Genomic DNA, 15,310 nt, shown 5'->3' on the forward strand with positions numbered 1-15,310 from the left:
GCGCGGTCCGATGAGGGGCGCCGGCCCGCTGGTGGTGCTCGGCGACACGCTGCTCGACCGGGACGTCGAGGGGGTGGTCAACCGGCTCTGCCCCGACTCCCCGGTGCCGGTGCTCGACGAGGGGGAGGCGGCCGACCGGCCCGGCGGGGCCGGCCTGGCGGCGCTGTTCGCGGCCGGGCAGGGCTTCGAGGTGGCGCTGGTGACCGCGCTCGCCGACGACGCCGGCGGCGCCCGGCTGGCGAAGCTGCTGACCGCGGCCGGGGTCCGGGTGTACGCGCTGCCGCTGCGGGGCAGCACGCCCGAGAAGATCCGGCTGCGGACCCGGGGCCAGGTGCTGCTGCGGCACGACCGTGGCGGGCCCGCCGGCCCGCTGGGGGAGCCGGCCGACGCGGTGCTCGAGTTGCTCGCCGACGCGGCGGCCGTGCTGGTGGCCGACTACGGCCGGGGGGTGGCCCGGCACCCGGCGCTGCGCGCCGCGCTGGCCGCCACCCGGGCGCCCGTGGTCTGGGACCCGCATCCGCGCGGGCCGGCCGCGGTTGCCGGGACGCGGCTGGTCACCCCGAACGAGAACGAGGTACGAGAGCTGGCCGGGGCCGCTCCGGGCCGGTCCCGGCTGTCGGCCGCGGCGCACGGCGCGCAGTCGCTGCGGCAACGCTGGCGCGCCGCGGCCGTGGCCGTCACGCTGGGCGGCGACGGTGCCCTGCTCAGCCACGTCGACTCGACGCCGCTGGTGGTGCGGGCGCCGATGGCGGCGCCCGGCGACACCTGCGGGGCGGGTGACCGGTTCGCCGCCACCGCGACCGTGGCGCTGGCCAGCGGGGCGCTCGTCTCCGAGGCGGTGGAGCGGGCCGTCGCCGAGGCGTCCGCGTACGTGGCGCGGGGCGGCGTCGCGGTCGCCGTACCGGCCGCGCCGGCCGGTCGCGCGGTGGCGCCGGCGCCGGACCGGGCCGCGTCGACGCCGGTGGACGCCGCGGCGGCGGACGACCGGATCGGGGTGAGCGCGGCGGGCGCCGTGGTGGCCGGGGTGCGCGGCCGTGGCGGCACCGTGGTAGCCACCGGTGGCTGCTTCGACCTGCTGCACGCGGGGCACGTGGCCACCCTGGAGGCGGCCCGCCGGCTCGGTGATTGCCTGGTCGTGTGCCTGAACTCCGACGAGAGCGTGGCCGGGCTCAAGGGACCGGGCCGGCCGGTGGTGCCGCAGGCCGACCGGGCCCGGCTGCTGGCGGCTCTCGGCTGCGTGGACGCCGTGCTGGTCTTCGACGAGGGCACGCCGCACGGGGCGCTGTCCTGGCTGCGGCCGGACATCTGGGTCAAGGGCGGCGACTACGCGACCGGCGCGGGCGACGAGCCGCAACTGCCGGAGGCGGAGATCCTGCACCGGTGGGGCGGCCAGACCGTCGTGGTGCCGTACCTGGACGGCCGCTCGACCACCGGCATGATCGCGGCGGCGCGCGCCCAGGAGGCGGCCGGGTGACCGCGACCGGGCCATCGGTGCTGGTGACGGGCGGTTCCAGCGGGTTGGGCGCCGCCGTGGTGGCCGGCGTGCTGGCCGCCGGCGGCCGGCCGTGCGTGCTGGACCGGCAGCCGCCGGCCGACGGGTTGCCATTCGTCCGGTGCGACCTGGCCGACACCCGGGCAGCCGAGGCCGCCACCCGGCAGCTGGCCGAGCAGGTGGGCGGGCTGGACGGGCTGGTCACGGCGGCCGGGATGGACGTGCCGGGCCGGCTGGCGGACGTGCCGGCGGAGATCTGGGAACGGATCGTGACGGTGGACCTGCTGGCCACCGCGGCCGTGGTCCGGGCGGCGCTGCCGTACCTGGAACGCTCGGCCGGCCGGATCGTGACGGTGGCCTCCACGCTCGGGGTCAAGGCGGTGAGCGACGCCACCGCGTACTGCGCCGCCAAGTTCGGCGTGGTCGGCTTCACCCGGGCCCTGGCGGCCGAACTCGCCGGCTCGGTCGGGGTGACCCTGCTGGTGCCCGGTGGCATGCGGACGGCCTTCTTCGACGAGCGCGACCCGGAGTACCGGCCGGGCCCGGACGCCCAGCTCAGCGACCCGGCGCAGGTGGCCAAGGCGGTGCTGTACGCGCTGGGTCAGCCGCCGGGCTGCTCGATCCGGGAACTGGTGGTGTGCGCCGACCGGGAAACCTCGTACCCGTGATCCTGGTGCTGCGGGCGCTCGGGATCGGTGACCTGGCCACCGCCGTGCCGGCGCTGCGCGGGCTGCGGGGGGCCTGGCCGGACCGTCCGCTGGCGCTCGCCGCGCCCGGCTGGCTGGCGCCGCTGGTCGAGCTGACCGGCTGCGTCGACCGGCTGATCCCCGTCGACGGGCTGGCGGGGGAGGGACTCGACGGCGTCGGAATGGGTGCTGACGGCGCGGCCGGCGACGCTGACGGCGCGGCCGGCGACGGGCGACGCGGCCGGTCGCCCGGCGAGCACCGGCCCGGCCCGTCGCCCGGCTACCCCCGGCGCGGGCCGGTGGCGGGTGGGGCCGGGCCGTACCGCGCGGTGAACCTGCATGGGCGGGGACCGGAGTCGCACCGCCTGCTCCGCCGGGCCACGTCGGCGCCGCTGCTGGCGTTCGCCTGTCCGGCGGCCGGGCACGCCGACGGTCCGCAGTGGCGCGCCGACGAGCACGAGGTCCGCCGCTGGTGCCGGCTGCTCGACTGGTACGGCGTACCGGCCGATCCGGCCGACCTGGAGCTGGACCGGCCCGACCCGTCCCGGTGCCCGGTCGGGGTGACGGTGGTGCACCCGGGCGGCAAGGAGCCGGCCCGGCGCTGGTCGGCCGGGCGGTTCGCGGCGGTGGCCCGGGAGCTGGACCGGAGCGGGCACCGGGTGGTGGTGACCGGCTCGCCGGCCGAGCGGGAGCTGACCGCCCGGGTGGCGGCCGCGGCTGGCCTGCCGGCCACTTCCGCGCTCACCGGGCTCGGCCTGGCCGGGCTGGCCGCGCTGGTGGCGCACGCGCGGCTGGTGGTGAGCGCCGACACCGGGGTGGCGCACCTGGCCACCGCGTACCGGACGCCCTCGGTCGTGCTGTTCGGACCGGTCCGTCCCGAGCACTGGGGCCCGCCCCCGGATCGTCCCTGGCACCGCGCCCTCTGGGCCGGTCCCGTCACGGAGGCCGCCTCGGCGGACGCGGCCAGCTCGGCGGAGGCGGTCGGCTGGGCGAGCGTGCCCGGTCCGGCGGGCACGGTTGGTCCGGCGGACGCGGACCCGGACGGTGCGCACTCCGGGCTGCATCCGGCGCTGGCGGCCATCGGCGTGGACGAGGTGTTGGCGGCGGCCGTGGCGGTCGACCGGCTCGGCCGAGCCGGGGAGGTCGGGTCGGTGCCGGCGTTCTCGCGTCCTTGACCCGTCGCCTCGCCCGGACCGTCCGGGCCGCTACTGCGCGGCTGCCGGGCCGGGACCGGGCTCGGGGTGCGCGGCCAGAAACGCCCGGGCCGCCCGGACGTCCCGCAGCACCAGCGCCGCACCGACGGCCAGGATCAGGATCAGGACGCCCGCGAAAATCAGCCGGACGATGGTGAAGCTGGTGAGCGCGCCGCCGAGCTGGAGCAGCGTCAGCCCCGCCATCAGCCACACCACCCAGCGTTGGCCGGCCATCTGCGCGGCCGTCCGGCGCAGGAACGGCAGGTCGGAATCCGCGAACGGAGCCCGACCGCGCAGCCGCGCCATCGCCTTCCGGCGGCTGCCCCAGCCGAGCACCGTCAGCGGGGAGCCCGGTCCGCCGCCGAGGGCACGCCTGATCCGCACCCCTCGGACGATCGCGGCGAGCTCGACCGCCAACCCAAGGACGGTGAGGACCCCGCCGGCGACCGACGCCCACTCCGGCCGGTGGACGGGCCGGGTCGGGTTGTGGCCGGTGGTGAGGCCGATGGCGAACGCGACGAGCAGCACCGTCACGGTGGCCACCACCACGATCAGCAGCAGCCGGCGGCGGAACGTTCGGTGCCGCCGGGCGATCGACGGGTCGTCCGGCCCACTCATACCCCTCCACAGCGGGCGCTCCTGCTCGGCAGCCACGGCATCCCCGTTCCCTGGTCCGATGTGGAGAACATTCCCTCGGGGCGTGACGGGGAACCATGGATCCGCGGGCGGATCGATCAGCCCTCGTCTGCGGAGTGTTGCCGGAGGAAGGCCGCGGCCCGGTGGGCGTCCCGGAGGATGAACGCGGCGCCCGCCCCGATCAGCAGGACAGCGGCGAGCACGAACCCAAACCCGGCAGCCGGGCGGGGGTCGCGGACCGCCGGGCCGAGGGCGATCAGCACGACGCCCACGGGGGGCAGGACCCGCCAGCGCTGCCGCACCACCCGCCGGGCCACCTCGCGCAGGAACGGCAGGTCAGCCGGGTCGACCGCGTCGGCCCGGCGGATCCGGCGCAGCGCCGCGCGGCACTCCTCGGCGGTCCGGTCACCGGCAGGCGAATCGGGTTCGGTCCGCAGCCGCCCGGTGGCGGCGGCGTATCCGATGGCGCCCAACCCTACGACCAGGCCGAGGGCCATGAGCAGGACCGGGATCACGCCGGTCATGCCGGCGCTCCGGTGCGCTGAGCGACCAGCGTGGCCACTCCGTCGAGGATGCGGTCCAGGCCGAAGTCGAAGTCCGCGTCGGGATCCGCTTCCTGCTCGGCGGCGAACAGGTCCCCGGCGATCAACCCGTGCAGCTCAGGGAACCGGCCCGCGTCCACCAGCAGCGCCAGCCGCTGCCCGTACCCGCTCATGGCCTCCTCGGCGGTCACCCCGCGGGCTCCGGCCGCCGCCGCGATGTCCAGGGTGACCTGCGCCCAGTAGCGCACGTAGCCGGCCAGCAACATGACGGTGGACAACTTCTCCGGGCCGGTGAGCCCGGTGGTCCGCAGCGCCACGAGAGCGTCCTCCATCCAGTGCATCTGGTTGGGCAGGATCGGTGGCGATTCGACCGGGACGTGGCGCAGCCACGGGTGGCGACGGTAGCCCTCGAGCACCCCGCGGGCCCATCGGGCCAGGCCCGTTCGCCAGTCCAGGTCCGGATCCGGCGCCGGCGGGAGGCCGTACGCGGCATCGGTCATCAGGGCGAGCAGTTCGCCCTTGGCGCCGACGTAGCGGTACAGCGCCATGGTGCCGGCGCCCAGCTCCTTGGCCACCCGCCCCATCGAGACCGCTGCCAGGCCGTCCGCCTCGGCCACCGTGATGGCGGCTTGGACGATGCGGTCCAGGCTGAGCGCCGGCCGGGGCCCCTTGGCCGGCCGCTCGCGCCGACCCCAGGCGGCCGCCAGGCTCGCCGGCAGGCCGGTCCCGGTGTCGTCTTCCATCACGTCGCTCCCTCGGGGTTGACGGCCATCCTATTACCGCGTGTATCTTACGCAGAAGAGCGTATGCCATACGCAAAAGGCGACGACGGGGAACGGCGGTGAGCGCGATGAGCGCGGAGAACGGTGCGGGGCACCGGGCGGTGACCAGCGCGGGGCACGGAGCGGTGAGCGGTGCCGAGCGCCGGGCGGGGCGCCGGGAATGGACCGGCTTCGGCGTGCTCATGCTGCCGCTGCTGCTGGTCTCGATGGACGTGTCGGTGCTCTACTTCGCGGTCCCGTTCCTCAGCCGGGAACTGCGGCCCACCGGCACCGAGCAGTTGTGGATCTTCGACATCTACGGGTTCGTGCTGGCCGGTCTCCTGATCACGATGGGCGCGCTGGGCGACCGCATCGGCCGGCGCCGGCTCCTGCTCATCGGCGCCGTGGCGTTCGGCGCCGCATCCCTGCTGGCCGCCTACGCCGGCAGCGCCGAGCTGCTCATCCTGGCCCGGGCGCTGCTCGGGGTGGGTGGCGCCACCCTCATGCCGTCCACGCTGGGCCTGATCCGGGCGATGTTCCGCGACGAGCGGGAACGGGGGAAGGCCATCGCGATCTGGACGGCCGCCATGACCGGCGGCATCGCGATCGGCCCGGTGCTCAGCGGGCTCCTGCTGGAGCACTTCTGGTGGGGCTCGGTCTTCCTGATCAATCTGCCCGCCATGGCCCTGCTGGTCCTGCTCGGGCCGGTCGTGCTGCCCGAACACCGCAGCCCCACGGCCGGCGGGTTCGACGTGCTGAGCTCGGTGCTGTCGCTGGCCACGATCCTGCCGGTGATCTACGGCATCAAGGAGCTGGCCCGCAACGGCCTCGCGGTGGTCCCCGTGCTGGCCATCGTGCTGGGCGTCGGCTTCGGCGCCGCCTTCCTGCGCCGGCAGCGCCGCCGGCCACAACCGATGCTCGACCTGGCGCTGTTCCGCCGCCCGGCGTTCGCCGGCTCGCTGCTGGTCAACGTGCTCGGCATGTTCGCGCTGGTCGGCTTCGCCATCTTCACCACCCAGTACCTGCAGCTGGTGGCCGGGATGAGCCCGTTGCGGGCCGCCCTGTGGAGCGTGCTGCCGACCGTCGTCGTGGGCGGGGTGGCGCCGCTGGCCGCCGCGCTCGCCGCCCGGACCAATCGCGCGTACGTCATGGCCGGCGGCTTCCTCGTCGCGGCGGGCGGGTTCGCCCTGCTGACCCGGGTGCCGGCCGAGGCGGGCCTGTGGGTCCTGCTGACCGGCGCGACCGGCTACGCGGCCGGCGTGGTGGCGGTGCTGTCCCTGGTCACCGACGTCGTGCTGGGTGAGGCCCCGCCCGACCGCGCCGGCACGGTCTCCGGCCTGCTGGAGTCGGCGACCGAGTTCGCCGGCGCCCTCGGGATGGCGCTGCTGGGCAGCGTGGGGACCGCGGTCTACCGGCGGGACATGGGCGGACCGCTGCCCGGGCTGCCGGCCGCGGCGGCGGCTCCGGCCCGCGAGACGCTGGCCGGCGCGTACACGGTGGCCGGCACGCTCCCGGCCGACGCGGCCGCGGCGCTGCTGCGCGCGGCCCGGTCGGCCTTCCTGGCCGGCCTGCACGCGGCGGCCGTGGTGGCCCTGCTGGTGATGCTGCTGGCCGCCGGGCTCTGCCTGTTGCTCCGCCGCGCCCACGCCGCCGGCCGGCCCGGCTCGCCGGCCCCCGCCGACACCCCTGCCGGCCGCGCCGGGTCGGCGGCGCCCGCCGACACCCCTGCCGGCCGCGCCGGGTCGCCGGCCCCCGCCGGCCGCGCCGGGTCGGCGGCGCCCGCCGACACAACCGCCGCGGCGGCTCCCACCGGGGCGGTTGCCGGGGAGGCGCCGGTCGACGCCGTCACCGAGCGGTAGCGCCGCCGAGGGTCCGTGCGGGTGGTGACTGCCTCGGCGAACGACGTACCTCTCGGTCATAGATGTGACCGAGAGGTATGTCGTTCGAGCCGTGTGTCATGGCGGCCGAGGTGTCGCTCCGTGGCAAGCCCTGAGACCCACCGGCCGGGCCGCGGCTGCGGTCGTCGCGGTCAGTCGTTGAGCACGTGCGACAGCTCGTCGCGGAACCGGCGCTCCGACTCGCTGACCGTCTCGCCGCCCAGGCCGAGGAAGCCGCCGCTGGGCGCCGCCGACACGACCTGCTCAGTGATCTTGAGGAGCCAGTCCTTGTACGCCCCGGTGTCGCCCTCGGGCGCCTTGCCCGCCAGCAGCTTCGCGGCCGTTCCGGCGCGGTGCAGCACGTCGGAGATCATCGCCTCCGGATCGCTGGGCTGGATCACCGGCAGTTCCTCACCGGCGTCCGGGTCGCCGGTCCGCTGTACCACCTCGCCGGCCACGGCCGCCACCAGCGGGCTCGCCGACTCGCGGCCGGCACCGATGGCGTCCAGCCCGGCGGCGTTCTCGGCCATGGTACGGCGGGTGCTGTCCGACTCGGCCGCGCTGGCCGCTGTCAACACCGCCTGCGGCAGGTTGACGAGCAGGCTCCACTCGTCGTCGGTGAAACCGAACTCGCTGTGCAACGGCTGATCCGTCACGGCATCGTCCCCCTGAATCTGTCCGACCTCAATCGTGGATGGCGGTCAGCGTAGGTCAACGCCCATCGGCGGTGAGCAGGCCCTGCTCGCTCACGACACGGACCGAGAGCGTCTTGTATCCGACCTCATCGAACAGCACGGTCATCTTGTCGTCCTCGTAATTGAGCACCAGCCCCGCGCCCCACTCGTTGTGCCGCACCTGGCTGTGCACCGGGAACGGCCCGCTGGCCCGGTCGTCCGGCTGGCTCCGGCCGGCGGCGCAGTTGTCGCAGTGCCCGCAGATGTCGGTCATCTGCTCGCCGAAGTACGCCAGCAGGGTCTGCCCGCGGCACCCGTTGGTTTCCGCGTACGCCCGCATCATGTCGGTGCGGGACCGCTGCACGGCCTGCTGCCGCTCCGCCTCCGCCACCGCGGCCCGGGCGGCCTCGGCCGGCTGCGGGGCGTAGCGGGGGCTGCCGATCATGTGGTTGTCGGTCGGCGCGGCCGCGCCCACGTGCTCCAGCAGCGCGAGCATGTTACCCAGCTTGCGCGGGCCGAGCCCGGACCGCTCCCGCAGCGTCACCTTGGTGGCCGGCTCCTTGCGCAGCAGCGCGGCAAGATTGCGCAGCTCCTTCTCGTCGGGCATGCCGCCGGAGAAGAACCGCTGCAACCCGATGTCCTCGGGCTGCCACAGCAGCAGCGCCCGGGCCGGCTCGCCGTCCCGACCGGCGCGGCCGATCTCCTGGAAGTAGCTGTCCGGTGAGTCCGGCAGCGCCATGTGCACCACCCAGGCGATGTTCGGCTTGTCGATGCCCATGCCGAAGGCCGAGGTGGCCACCATGATCGGTACGCGGTCGTCCAGGAACGCCTCGTGCAGCTCGTGCCGGGCGTTCGCGGGCATCCCGCCGTGGTAGAACTCGGCCGGGAAGCCCGCCTTGGTGAGCTTCTCCGCCAGTTCTTCGGCCGCCCGCCGGGTCGGCACGTAGATGATGCCCGGCCGGGTGTCCTCGCGCAGCAGCGCGATCAGCCGGCGCCATCGGTAGGGCTCGGTGGGGCAGAGTGCCGCCTCGACGAAGATGTTCGGCCGATCCAACCCGGACACCACGATGGTCGGGTCCTTGAGCCCGAGCCGCTCGATGATGTCGTCGCGGACCGGCGGCGAGGCCGTGGCCGTCAGCGCCACCACCGCCGGGCGGCCGATGCCGCGGATGAGGTGCCCCAGCGCCAGGTAGTCCGGGCGGAAGTCGTGGCCCCAGGCCGAGATGCAGTGCGCCTCGTCGATCGCCACCAGGGCCGGGCGCAGCGCGCGTACCTCGGCCATCCGGTCCGGGTTGCTCAGCTGCTCCGGCGTGATGAACAGGAACTCGGCGGAGCCGTCCCGGATGGCCTCGAGCGCCGCGGCCTGCTGGCTCGCCGACTCGTGCGAGCTGATCCGGACGGCCCGCAGCTCGGAGCGTTCGCGCTCGTTCAGCGAGGCGATCTGGTCCTGCTGCAACGCGAGCAGCGGGGAGATCACCACCGTGGGACCCGGGATCAGGCTGGCCGGGATCTGGTAGATCGCCGACTTGCCCGCGCCGGTCGGCAGCACGACCAGGGTGTCCCGACGCTTCATCACCGACCGCATGGCGGCGAGTTGGTTGGGGCGCAGTGTGTGCCAGCCGAAGAGGTTCTTGGCGGCGCGCCGCAACCGGCTGGAGTTCAGTGGCAGCTTCATCGAGGGGCTCTGCTACCCCGGGCCGATCACGCCGAAACGGCGCCCAGCCGGAGGTGCCGATCCGGGTCGTCCCGGAACCGCCGCACCAGGTCCGCGTCGGCCATGGTGCAGTGTCAGCCGTCGCCGGTCTTGCCGGCCCTCGGCGCTCGTGCTGTCATCGCGTGATGACCGTCTCCGGAACGCTGAACTCCGCCGGTCCCGACCCGATCGGCTACATGGACGCCGCCGCCCGCACGAGCGTCGGCGCCGACTACAAGCGGCGACTGGTCGAGGCGCTGGCCGTCGAGCCGGGCCACACGGCCCTTGACCTGGGCTGCGGCCCGGGCACCGATCTCGACCGGCTCGCCGACGCGGTCGGGCCGACCGGTCGGGTGCTGGGCGTCGATCCCGATCCGGCGATGCTGGCAGAGGCGCGCCGCCGGCTGACGGCGCGACCGACGGTACGCCTCTGCCACGGCGACGGGCACGCGCTGCCGCTCGCCGACGGCAGCGTCGAACGGGCCAAGGTGGACCGGGTCCTGCAACATCTGGCGGCGCCGGGCCGCGCGGTCGCCGAACTGCGCCGGGTGGTACGGCCGGGCGGGCTGTTCGGGATGGCCGAGCCGGACTGGGACACCCTCGCCGTGTCGCATCCGGACGTCGCCTTCAGCCGGACGTTTGCTCGGTTCGTGGCCGGCCAGGTCCGCAACCCCACGATCGGTCGGCAGCTGGTGCGGCTGGTGGTCGACTGTGGCGCCCGGGTGCGGTCGGTGACGCCGGTGGCCGTGGCGTTCGCCGACTTCGACGAGGGCGACCAGATCCTCGGGCTGCGCCGCAACGTGGCCCGGGCCATCGAGGCGGGTGTGCTGGCCCGGGCCGCCGCCGAACGGTGGCTCGCCGATCTCGCCGCGGGACCGTTCCTGGCCGGCTTCACGTTCTACCTGGTCATCGCCGAGTCCGTCTAGCCGGCGCGGATGGTCGATGCCGGCGCTCGCCGTTGAGCTTTCGGAATTCCGCTGCCCCGTGGGGACGGCGGGTGGGTCAGCGGGTGGCGCGGGCGGGGACGAACGGCTGCTTGAGGTGGGCGGTGGCCAGCAGCGCGTCGTGCCGGCGCGCGTCGGCCAGCAGCGCGCGCCGGGTCCGCCCGGCCACGTCCTGGTCGTCCTCGAACACGTATCCGACGTCCGGGTTCACCAGCTGCACGGCGTGCACCAGCACGTCGCCGGTGACCACCAGCCGGCGACGGCCCCGCTCGACCAGCACGGACTGGTGACCGGGGGTGTGTCCGGGGGTGGGCACGGCGGTGACCGCGCCGCCGGGCCGGTCCGCCAGCCGGGTCCGGCCGTCGACCTCCCAGAGCTGCCCGGTCCGGCGCAGCGGGTCGACCACGTAGGAAAGCATCGTCGTGGCGCCCGCGTTGGTGAGCGCCGCGATCTCGGCGTGCTGGATGGCGTACCGGGCGTTCGGGAAGGTCGGCACGCCGTCCGGCCCGACGGCCCAGCCCACGTGGTCGCTGTGCACATGGGTCAGCACCACCAGGTCCACGTCCCCCGCCGCGATGCCGGCGGCCCGCAGCCGCTCGGGCAGATGCCCGGGCACGGGCGCCCAGCTCGACGCCGGGCTGCCCGCCGGGCCCACGCCGGTGTCGACCAGGATGACCCGCCCGCCCGGCCGGCGGATCGCGTAGCACCGGAAGTCCAGGTTCCAGGCGTCGTTTGGGCCGAACGCCGCCGGGTCGAGCCGGGCCGCCCGCCGCCAGTCCGCGGCGGAGGCCGCCGGAAACGCCTCCTGCCGGCTGGTGAAGAACGGACCGGCCGCGTCGTACAGGGCCATGACCTCGTACGCCCCGACGCGCCGGGTCGCGGTCAGCGTCGCGGCGTGCCCGCCGGCGCCGGCCGGCCCGAGGTCGCCGGCCAGGCCGGCAGCGGGGTCGCCAGCTCGGCCGGCGGCCGGGTCGCGCGCGGGGTCGCCAGCAAGGTCGTCGGTCCGGTCGCCGGCCCTCGCGGCCGGTACGCCGGCCAGCTGTGCGACGCTCAGGCCGAGCGCGGCGGCACCGAGCAGAAGCCGCCGCCGGTCGATGGGATGATGCGTGTGGTCCACGTGAACTCCTTCGTCTCTGCCGGCGCGGCCCCGCCCCGGGCCCCCGCCCCGGGCGCCTCGCGCCGGTCAACCGGTGCCGGGGAGTCGACCAGCCGGCGCCGGCGCCGGACCAGGGATTCGAACGGATTCGAATGTTGAGGTGGGAGCCCTTGATCTCGCTCGCGGTCGACGCCAGCCGGCTCACCCGGTCCCGGTTTGCGCTCTCCCGGCTCGCCGAGCTGGGCAACGGGCTGGAGGTGCTGACCCATCCGGAGCGGGCGCCGTACGCCCACGACTGGGTGGTGGCCACCCGGCCGCGGGCCGCAGCCGCCGACCTGGCGGTGCTGCTCGCGGTGGTCGAGCGGGCGACCTGGTACGTGCCGGACTTCCTGGTTCCGGTGCCGGCCTCGTACGAGCCGACCCTGCGTACCGAACTCGACCAGGTCGCCGGCACCCCGCCCGAGGTGGTCCGGCAGCAGCTGGCCCGGGCGTTCCGGCTCGGACCACCCCCACCGGACCTGCCGCCGCGCCAACCGGCCGCGGCGGCGGATCGGGATGAGCCGGCCGCGTACCGGGCGGATCGGGACCCGTCTGTAGGGCGGCCGGCGGATCGGGACATCCGGCCGCCGCTGCCGGCGGTCGTGGCGGACGTGCTCGCCGCCGGCGAGGGCGCGCTGGCGGCCTGCCTGGCCGAGCAGCTCGAGCGGTGCTGGCGCCGGGCGATGGCGGGGTCGTGGCCCACCCTGCAGCGGATCCTCGACGAGGACGTCCGGCACCATTCGGCGGTGGCCGGCCGGGTCGGCTTCGGTGAGATCATCTCGGGTCTGCATCCCCAGCTGAGCTGGGACGGCAGCCGCGTCACACTGCCGATCCCGCTCACCGCGGAGGTCGACGCGGCGGCCGGGCTGGTGCTGGTCCCGTCGGTGTTCCTGCCCCGGCCGGCGCTCTGGGCGGGCAAGCCCGGTCAGCCCATGGTGGGCTACCCGGCGCGCGGACGGGGTCGGGTGTGGGCGGCCGTGTCGCCGCCCGGCGCCTCCGACGGCACCGACGTGCTCGGGCCGCGCCGGGCCGCGCTGCTCGCCGACCTGGACACCCCGCGATCCACCACCGACCTCGCGGCGCGGCACGGCCTCAGCGCGGCCACCGTCTCGTACCACCTCGGGCGGTTGCGGCGGGCCGGCCTGGTGGCGGGGGAGCAGGTCGGGCACGCGGTGCTCTACCAGCGCACCCCGCGGGCCAGGGCCCTCCTCGGCGCCGTTACGGGCGGCTGACCGCCTTCCTGTTCCTCAGGCGGCGGCCGCGGCGGTGGTTTCGGCGGGTAGGGCGGCGACGGGGACGCCCTGGTCCACGGCCCAGTCCAGCGCCCGCCGGATCTCCTCCACCGGCAGCGGCCGGCGCCGGGTCACCGCCACCACACAGGTGCCGGTCAGCGGCACGAACGGGTAGGTGCTGGCCAGCGCGGCGAGGTCCTTGCCGAGCCGGTACGCCACCTGCAGCGCGTCGTCGACCGGCAGGGCCGGCAGGATCAGCAGGAACTCGTCCTCGGCGAGCCGGGTGACCCGGTCGCTCGGGCGCAGCCCGCCGGTGAGCACCTGGAGCACCGCCTGGAGTTCCCGGGCCGCGCTGCGCCGGCCCAGCCGCTCCGGCGCGTTGGCCGGCTCGGCCACCCGCACCCCGACCAGCGCCACCGGCAGGGTGCCGGACGCCGTGGTGCCGTCCATCCCGGTCCACCGGCGCACCGCCGACTCGTCCGCCAGGCCGGCCAGCCCGGACTCGGCCGCCGGCCGGCGCGCCACGGTGAGCTGCCGGTGCAACTCGTCCTGCCGCTCCAGGCCGGTGGCCAGGCGCCGGACCAGCAGCCGCAGCGCGGCCTCGGCGCGGCTCTCGCCGGGGGTGGCCGGCAGCTCGCGGGCCCGGCTCAGCGTGTCGTCGATGCCGGCCAGCGCCGCCGGCGGCAGCCGGTCGGCGAGCACGTGACGCAGCCGGATCAGCTCGTGCAGCGCCTCGTCCCGGCGGAACCGCCAGCGGCCGTCGAACTGCCGTCCGGCCTCCAGGGTGGCCGAGGCGGGCGACACCTCCTCCAGGTCGCGGGCCGTGAGCACGGCCCCGAACCGCGGGGTGAGGGCCAGGACGGTCCACTCCCGGGCCAGGTCCTCGCCGGGCGACAGGCGTACCCCGTGGACACCGGCCGGCAGCGTGGGCGGCTGGTCGTCCACCAGGCCGACAACCGTGGTGACGGCGCGGCCGGCGATCCGCGCGTACGCGGCGCGTTCCCGCTCGAAGTACGGCATCCGCTGGAACAGCGCCACCACCACCAGCGGCCCGTCCTCGGCCGCGGCAAGCGCGGCCCGCTCGATGGCGTGCGACACCATGACCAGGGTGCGCTTGGCCAGGCGTTCGATCGGGTGTCCGCTGTCGACCACGGGCGGAGCCTACGGCACCGGGAATTCGCCGTCGCCCGGGCCGGTACCGGCGGTTACCATCGCGCGATGCGGGACGCGATCGAGGTACGTGAGCTGGCCGAGTCCGAGTTGGAGCCGGCGTGGCGGCTGGGCCGCCTGGCCTTCGGCGGCCCGCCCGACGCGCCGCCGTCCGCGCTCAAGCCGGCGGCCGGCTTCACCCGGTGGGGCGCCTTCGACGCCGCCGGCACCCTGCTGGGGAAGGCCACCGACCTGCACTACGGGCAGTGGTGGGGCGGCCGGCCGGTGCCGTCGGCCGACATCGGTGGGGTGGCCGTGCTGCCCGAGGCGCGCGGTCGGGGCGTGGCGCGGGCGTTGCTGACCGGCCTGCTGCGCGGCGCGCGCGAGCGGGGAGCGGCGGTGAGCGCGCTCTATCCGACCGTGGTGGCGCCGTACCGGGCCGCCGGGTGGGAGGTCTGCGGGGTGCTGCGGTCGGTCGACCTGGCCACCGCCGCGCTGCCCCGGGAGCGGCCGACCGGCTCGATCACCGTGCGGCCCGGCGCGGCCGGGGACCTGCCGGAGGTGCGACGGCGGTACGACGAGTACGCCCGGCGCCGGTGCGGGCTGCTGACCCGGCGCGGCGGCTGGTACGGCGAGGACTGGACGGCTAACCTGCTCGCCGACGCCGACGGCCTGACCGTGGCGGAGGAGGACGGCCGGCTGGTCGGCTACCTGGTCTGGCAGCGGGGCCGCGGCTACGGCGCCGACTCGGTGCTGACCGTCGAGGACATCGTGGCGGAGACCCCGGCCGCGGCCCGGGCGCTGGTGGGGGTGTTGAGCAGCTGGGTCAGCGTGGCGCCGACGCTGCGGCTGCCGGCGCCGGAGTTCGACGCCGTCACCGCGTGGCTGCCGCTGGCGACGGCCCGGGACCACAGCCGGCAGCCGTGGATGCACCGGCCCGTCGACGTGGTCCGCGCGGTGGCCGAGCGGGGCTGGCCGGCCCACGTGCGCGGCGCCGTCGAGTTCGGGCTGACCGACCCGGTGGCGCCGTGGAACACCGGCGCCTGGCGGCTGGACATCGCCGACGGGCGCGGTTCGCTGACGCCCGCCGGTGACCGCCGCGACCCGGGGCTGGTCCTCACCCCGGCCGGTTTCGGGCTGCTCTACTGCGCGGCGGCCGGGGCGGCGACGCTGCTGGAGGCCGGCCTGTTGCGGGCCTCCGCCGGCGCCGACCCGACCGCGCTGGACCTGTTGGCCTGCGGCCCCCGCGCCCAACTGCTCGACTACTTCTGACGCCGGGCCGATCCGGGGCACGGG

General features: G+C 76.0%; 14 protein-coding genes. 7 read left to right on the forward strand and 7 right to left on the reverse strand.

Features of this window, described 5'->3' with window-relative positions:
- The first annotated feature begins 10 nt into the window (after positions 1 to 10).
- From ACFFHU_RS21360 to ACFFHU_RS21370, 3 genes are read left to right on the forward strand one after another with little or no spacing between them, the layout of a single operon-like run.
- The gene (locus ACFFHU_RS21360) at positions 11 to 1,474 is read left to right on the forward strand and encodes a PfkB family carbohydrate kinase (protein WP_377341550.1); all 1,464 of its coding nucleotides are present in this window, start codon (positions 11 to 13) and stop codon (positions 1,472 to 1,474) included.
- Positions 1,471 to 2,160, forward strand: coding sequence for an SDR family oxidoreductase (locus ACFFHU_RS21365; protein ID WP_377341552.1), 690 nt, complete (start codon positions 1,471 to 1,473; stop codon positions 2,158 to 2,160). The genes ACFFHU_RS21360 and ACFFHU_RS21365 overlap by 4 nt, the downstream gene beginning before the upstream one ends.
- The gene (locus ACFFHU_RS21370) at positions 2,157 to 3,353 is read left to right on the forward strand and encodes a glycosyltransferase family 9 protein (RefSeq protein ID WP_377341554.1); all 1,197 of its coding nucleotides are present in this window, start codon (positions 2,157 to 2,159) and stop codon (positions 3,351 to 3,353) included. Before ACFFHU_RS21365 ends, ACFFHU_RS21370 begins: the two co-directional genes overlap by 4 nt.
- Positions 3,354 to 3,383: 30 nt before the next feature.
- Here ACFFHU_RS21370 and ACFFHU_RS21375 read toward each other — a convergent pair whose 3' ends face one another.
- The 3 genes from ACFFHU_RS21375 to ACFFHU_RS21385 form a co-directional block, all read right to left on the reverse strand.
- Positions 3,384 to 3,989, reverse strand: coding sequence for a hypothetical protein (locus tag ACFFHU_RS21375; RefSeq protein WP_377341556.1), 606 nt, complete (start codon positions 3,987 to 3,989; stop codon positions 3,384 to 3,386).
- A gap of 116 nt (positions 3,990 to 4,105) precedes the next feature.
- Positions 4,106 to 4,531 (reverse strand): hypothetical protein, encoded by a 426-nt coding sequence (locus tag ACFFHU_RS21380; RefSeq protein ID WP_377341558.1) that lies wholly within the window; start codon positions 4,529 to 4,531, stop codon positions 4,106 to 4,108.
- The gene (locus ACFFHU_RS21385; protein ID WP_377341559.1) at positions 4,528 to 5,292 is read right to left on the reverse strand and encodes a TetR/AcrR family transcriptional regulator; all 765 of its coding nucleotides are present in this window, start codon (positions 5,290 to 5,292) and stop codon (positions 4,528 to 4,530) included. Before ACFFHU_RS21385 ends, ACFFHU_RS21380 begins: the two co-directional genes overlap by 4 nt.
- A gap of 221 nt (positions 5,293 to 5,513) precedes the next feature.
- Here ACFFHU_RS21385 and ACFFHU_RS21390 point away from each other — a divergent pair, with 221 nt between their 5' ends.
- Positions 5,514 to 7,169 carry an MFS transporter gene (locus ACFFHU_RS21390; RefSeq protein WP_377341858.1) on the forward strand — a complete coding sequence of 552 codons (1,656 nt, stop codon included), beginning with the start codon at positions 5,514 to 5,516 and terminating at the stop codon, positions 7,167 to 7,169.
- Between the two features lie 170 nt (positions 7,170 to 7,339).
- Here the strand turns inward: ACFFHU_RS21390 and ACFFHU_RS21395 are convergent, their stop codons facing one another.
- Together ACFFHU_RS21395 and ACFFHU_RS21400 are read right to left on the reverse strand one after the other, a co-directional pair.
- Entirely contained in the window at positions 7,340 to 7,843 is a 504-nt protein-coding gene (locus tag ACFFHU_RS21395) for a hypothetical protein (protein WP_377341561.1), read from the reverse strand.
- A gap of 55 nt (positions 7,844 to 7,898) precedes the next feature.
- Positions 7,899 to 9,536 carry a RecQ family ATP-dependent DNA helicase gene (locus ACFFHU_RS21400; RefSeq protein WP_377341563.1) on the reverse strand — a complete coding sequence of 546 codons (1,638 nt, stop codon included), beginning with the start codon at positions 9,534 to 9,536 and terminating at the stop codon, positions 7,899 to 7,901.
- 164 nt (positions 9,537 to 9,700) lie between these two features.
- Between ACFFHU_RS21400 and ACFFHU_RS21405 the strand changes: the two genes are divergently transcribed.
- Positions 9,701 to 10,480: a methyltransferase domain-containing protein gene (locus tag ACFFHU_RS21405; RefSeq protein ID WP_377341565.1), complete on the forward strand. Its 780-nt coding sequence runs from the start codon at positions 9,701 to 9,703 to the stop codon at positions 10,478 to 10,480.
- Between the two features lie 76 nt (positions 10,481 to 10,556).
- Here ACFFHU_RS21405 and ACFFHU_RS21410 read toward each other — a convergent pair whose 3' ends face one another.
- Complete coding sequence (locus ACFFHU_RS21410) at positions 10,557 to 11,615, reverse strand: MBL fold metallo-hydrolase (protein WP_377341567.1); 1,059 nt, start codon at positions 11,613 to 11,615, stop codon at positions 10,557 to 10,559.
- A 149-nt stretch (positions 11,616 to 11,764) separates the two neighbouring features.
- Here ACFFHU_RS21410 and ACFFHU_RS21415 point away from each other — a divergent pair, with 149 nt between their 5' ends.
- Positions 11,765 to 12,865 carry a DUF5937 family protein gene (locus ACFFHU_RS21415; RefSeq protein WP_377341569.1) on the forward strand — a complete coding sequence of 367 codons (1,101 nt, stop codon included), beginning with the start codon at positions 11,765 to 11,767 and terminating at the stop codon, positions 12,863 to 12,865.
- 15 nt (positions 12,866 to 12,880) lie between these two features.
- Here ACFFHU_RS21415 and ACFFHU_RS21420 read toward each other — a convergent pair whose 3' ends face one another.
- A complete protein-coding gene (locus ACFFHU_RS21420) occupies positions 12,881 to 14,017 on the reverse strand; it encodes a DICT sensory domain-containing protein (protein WP_377341570.1) in 1,137 nt (378 codons plus the stop codon).
- 66 nt (positions 14,018 to 14,083) lie between these two features.
- On the opposite strand from ACFFHU_RS21420, the gene ACFFHU_RS21425 reads away from it, so the two are divergent.
- Positions 14,084 to 15,286 (forward strand): GNAT family N-acetyltransferase, encoded by a 1,203-nt coding sequence (locus ACFFHU_RS21425; RefSeq protein ID WP_377341572.1) that lies wholly within the window; start codon positions 14,084 to 14,086, stop codon positions 15,284 to 15,286.
- The last annotated feature ends 24 nt before the right edge of the window (positions 15,287 to 15,310 follow it).

Origin of the sequence: Plantactinospora siamensis (genome assembly GCF_042434095.1) — a bacterium.
Taxonomy (GTDB): domain Bacteria; phylum Actinomycetota; class Actinomycetes; order Mycobacteriales; family Micromonosporaceae; genus KBS50.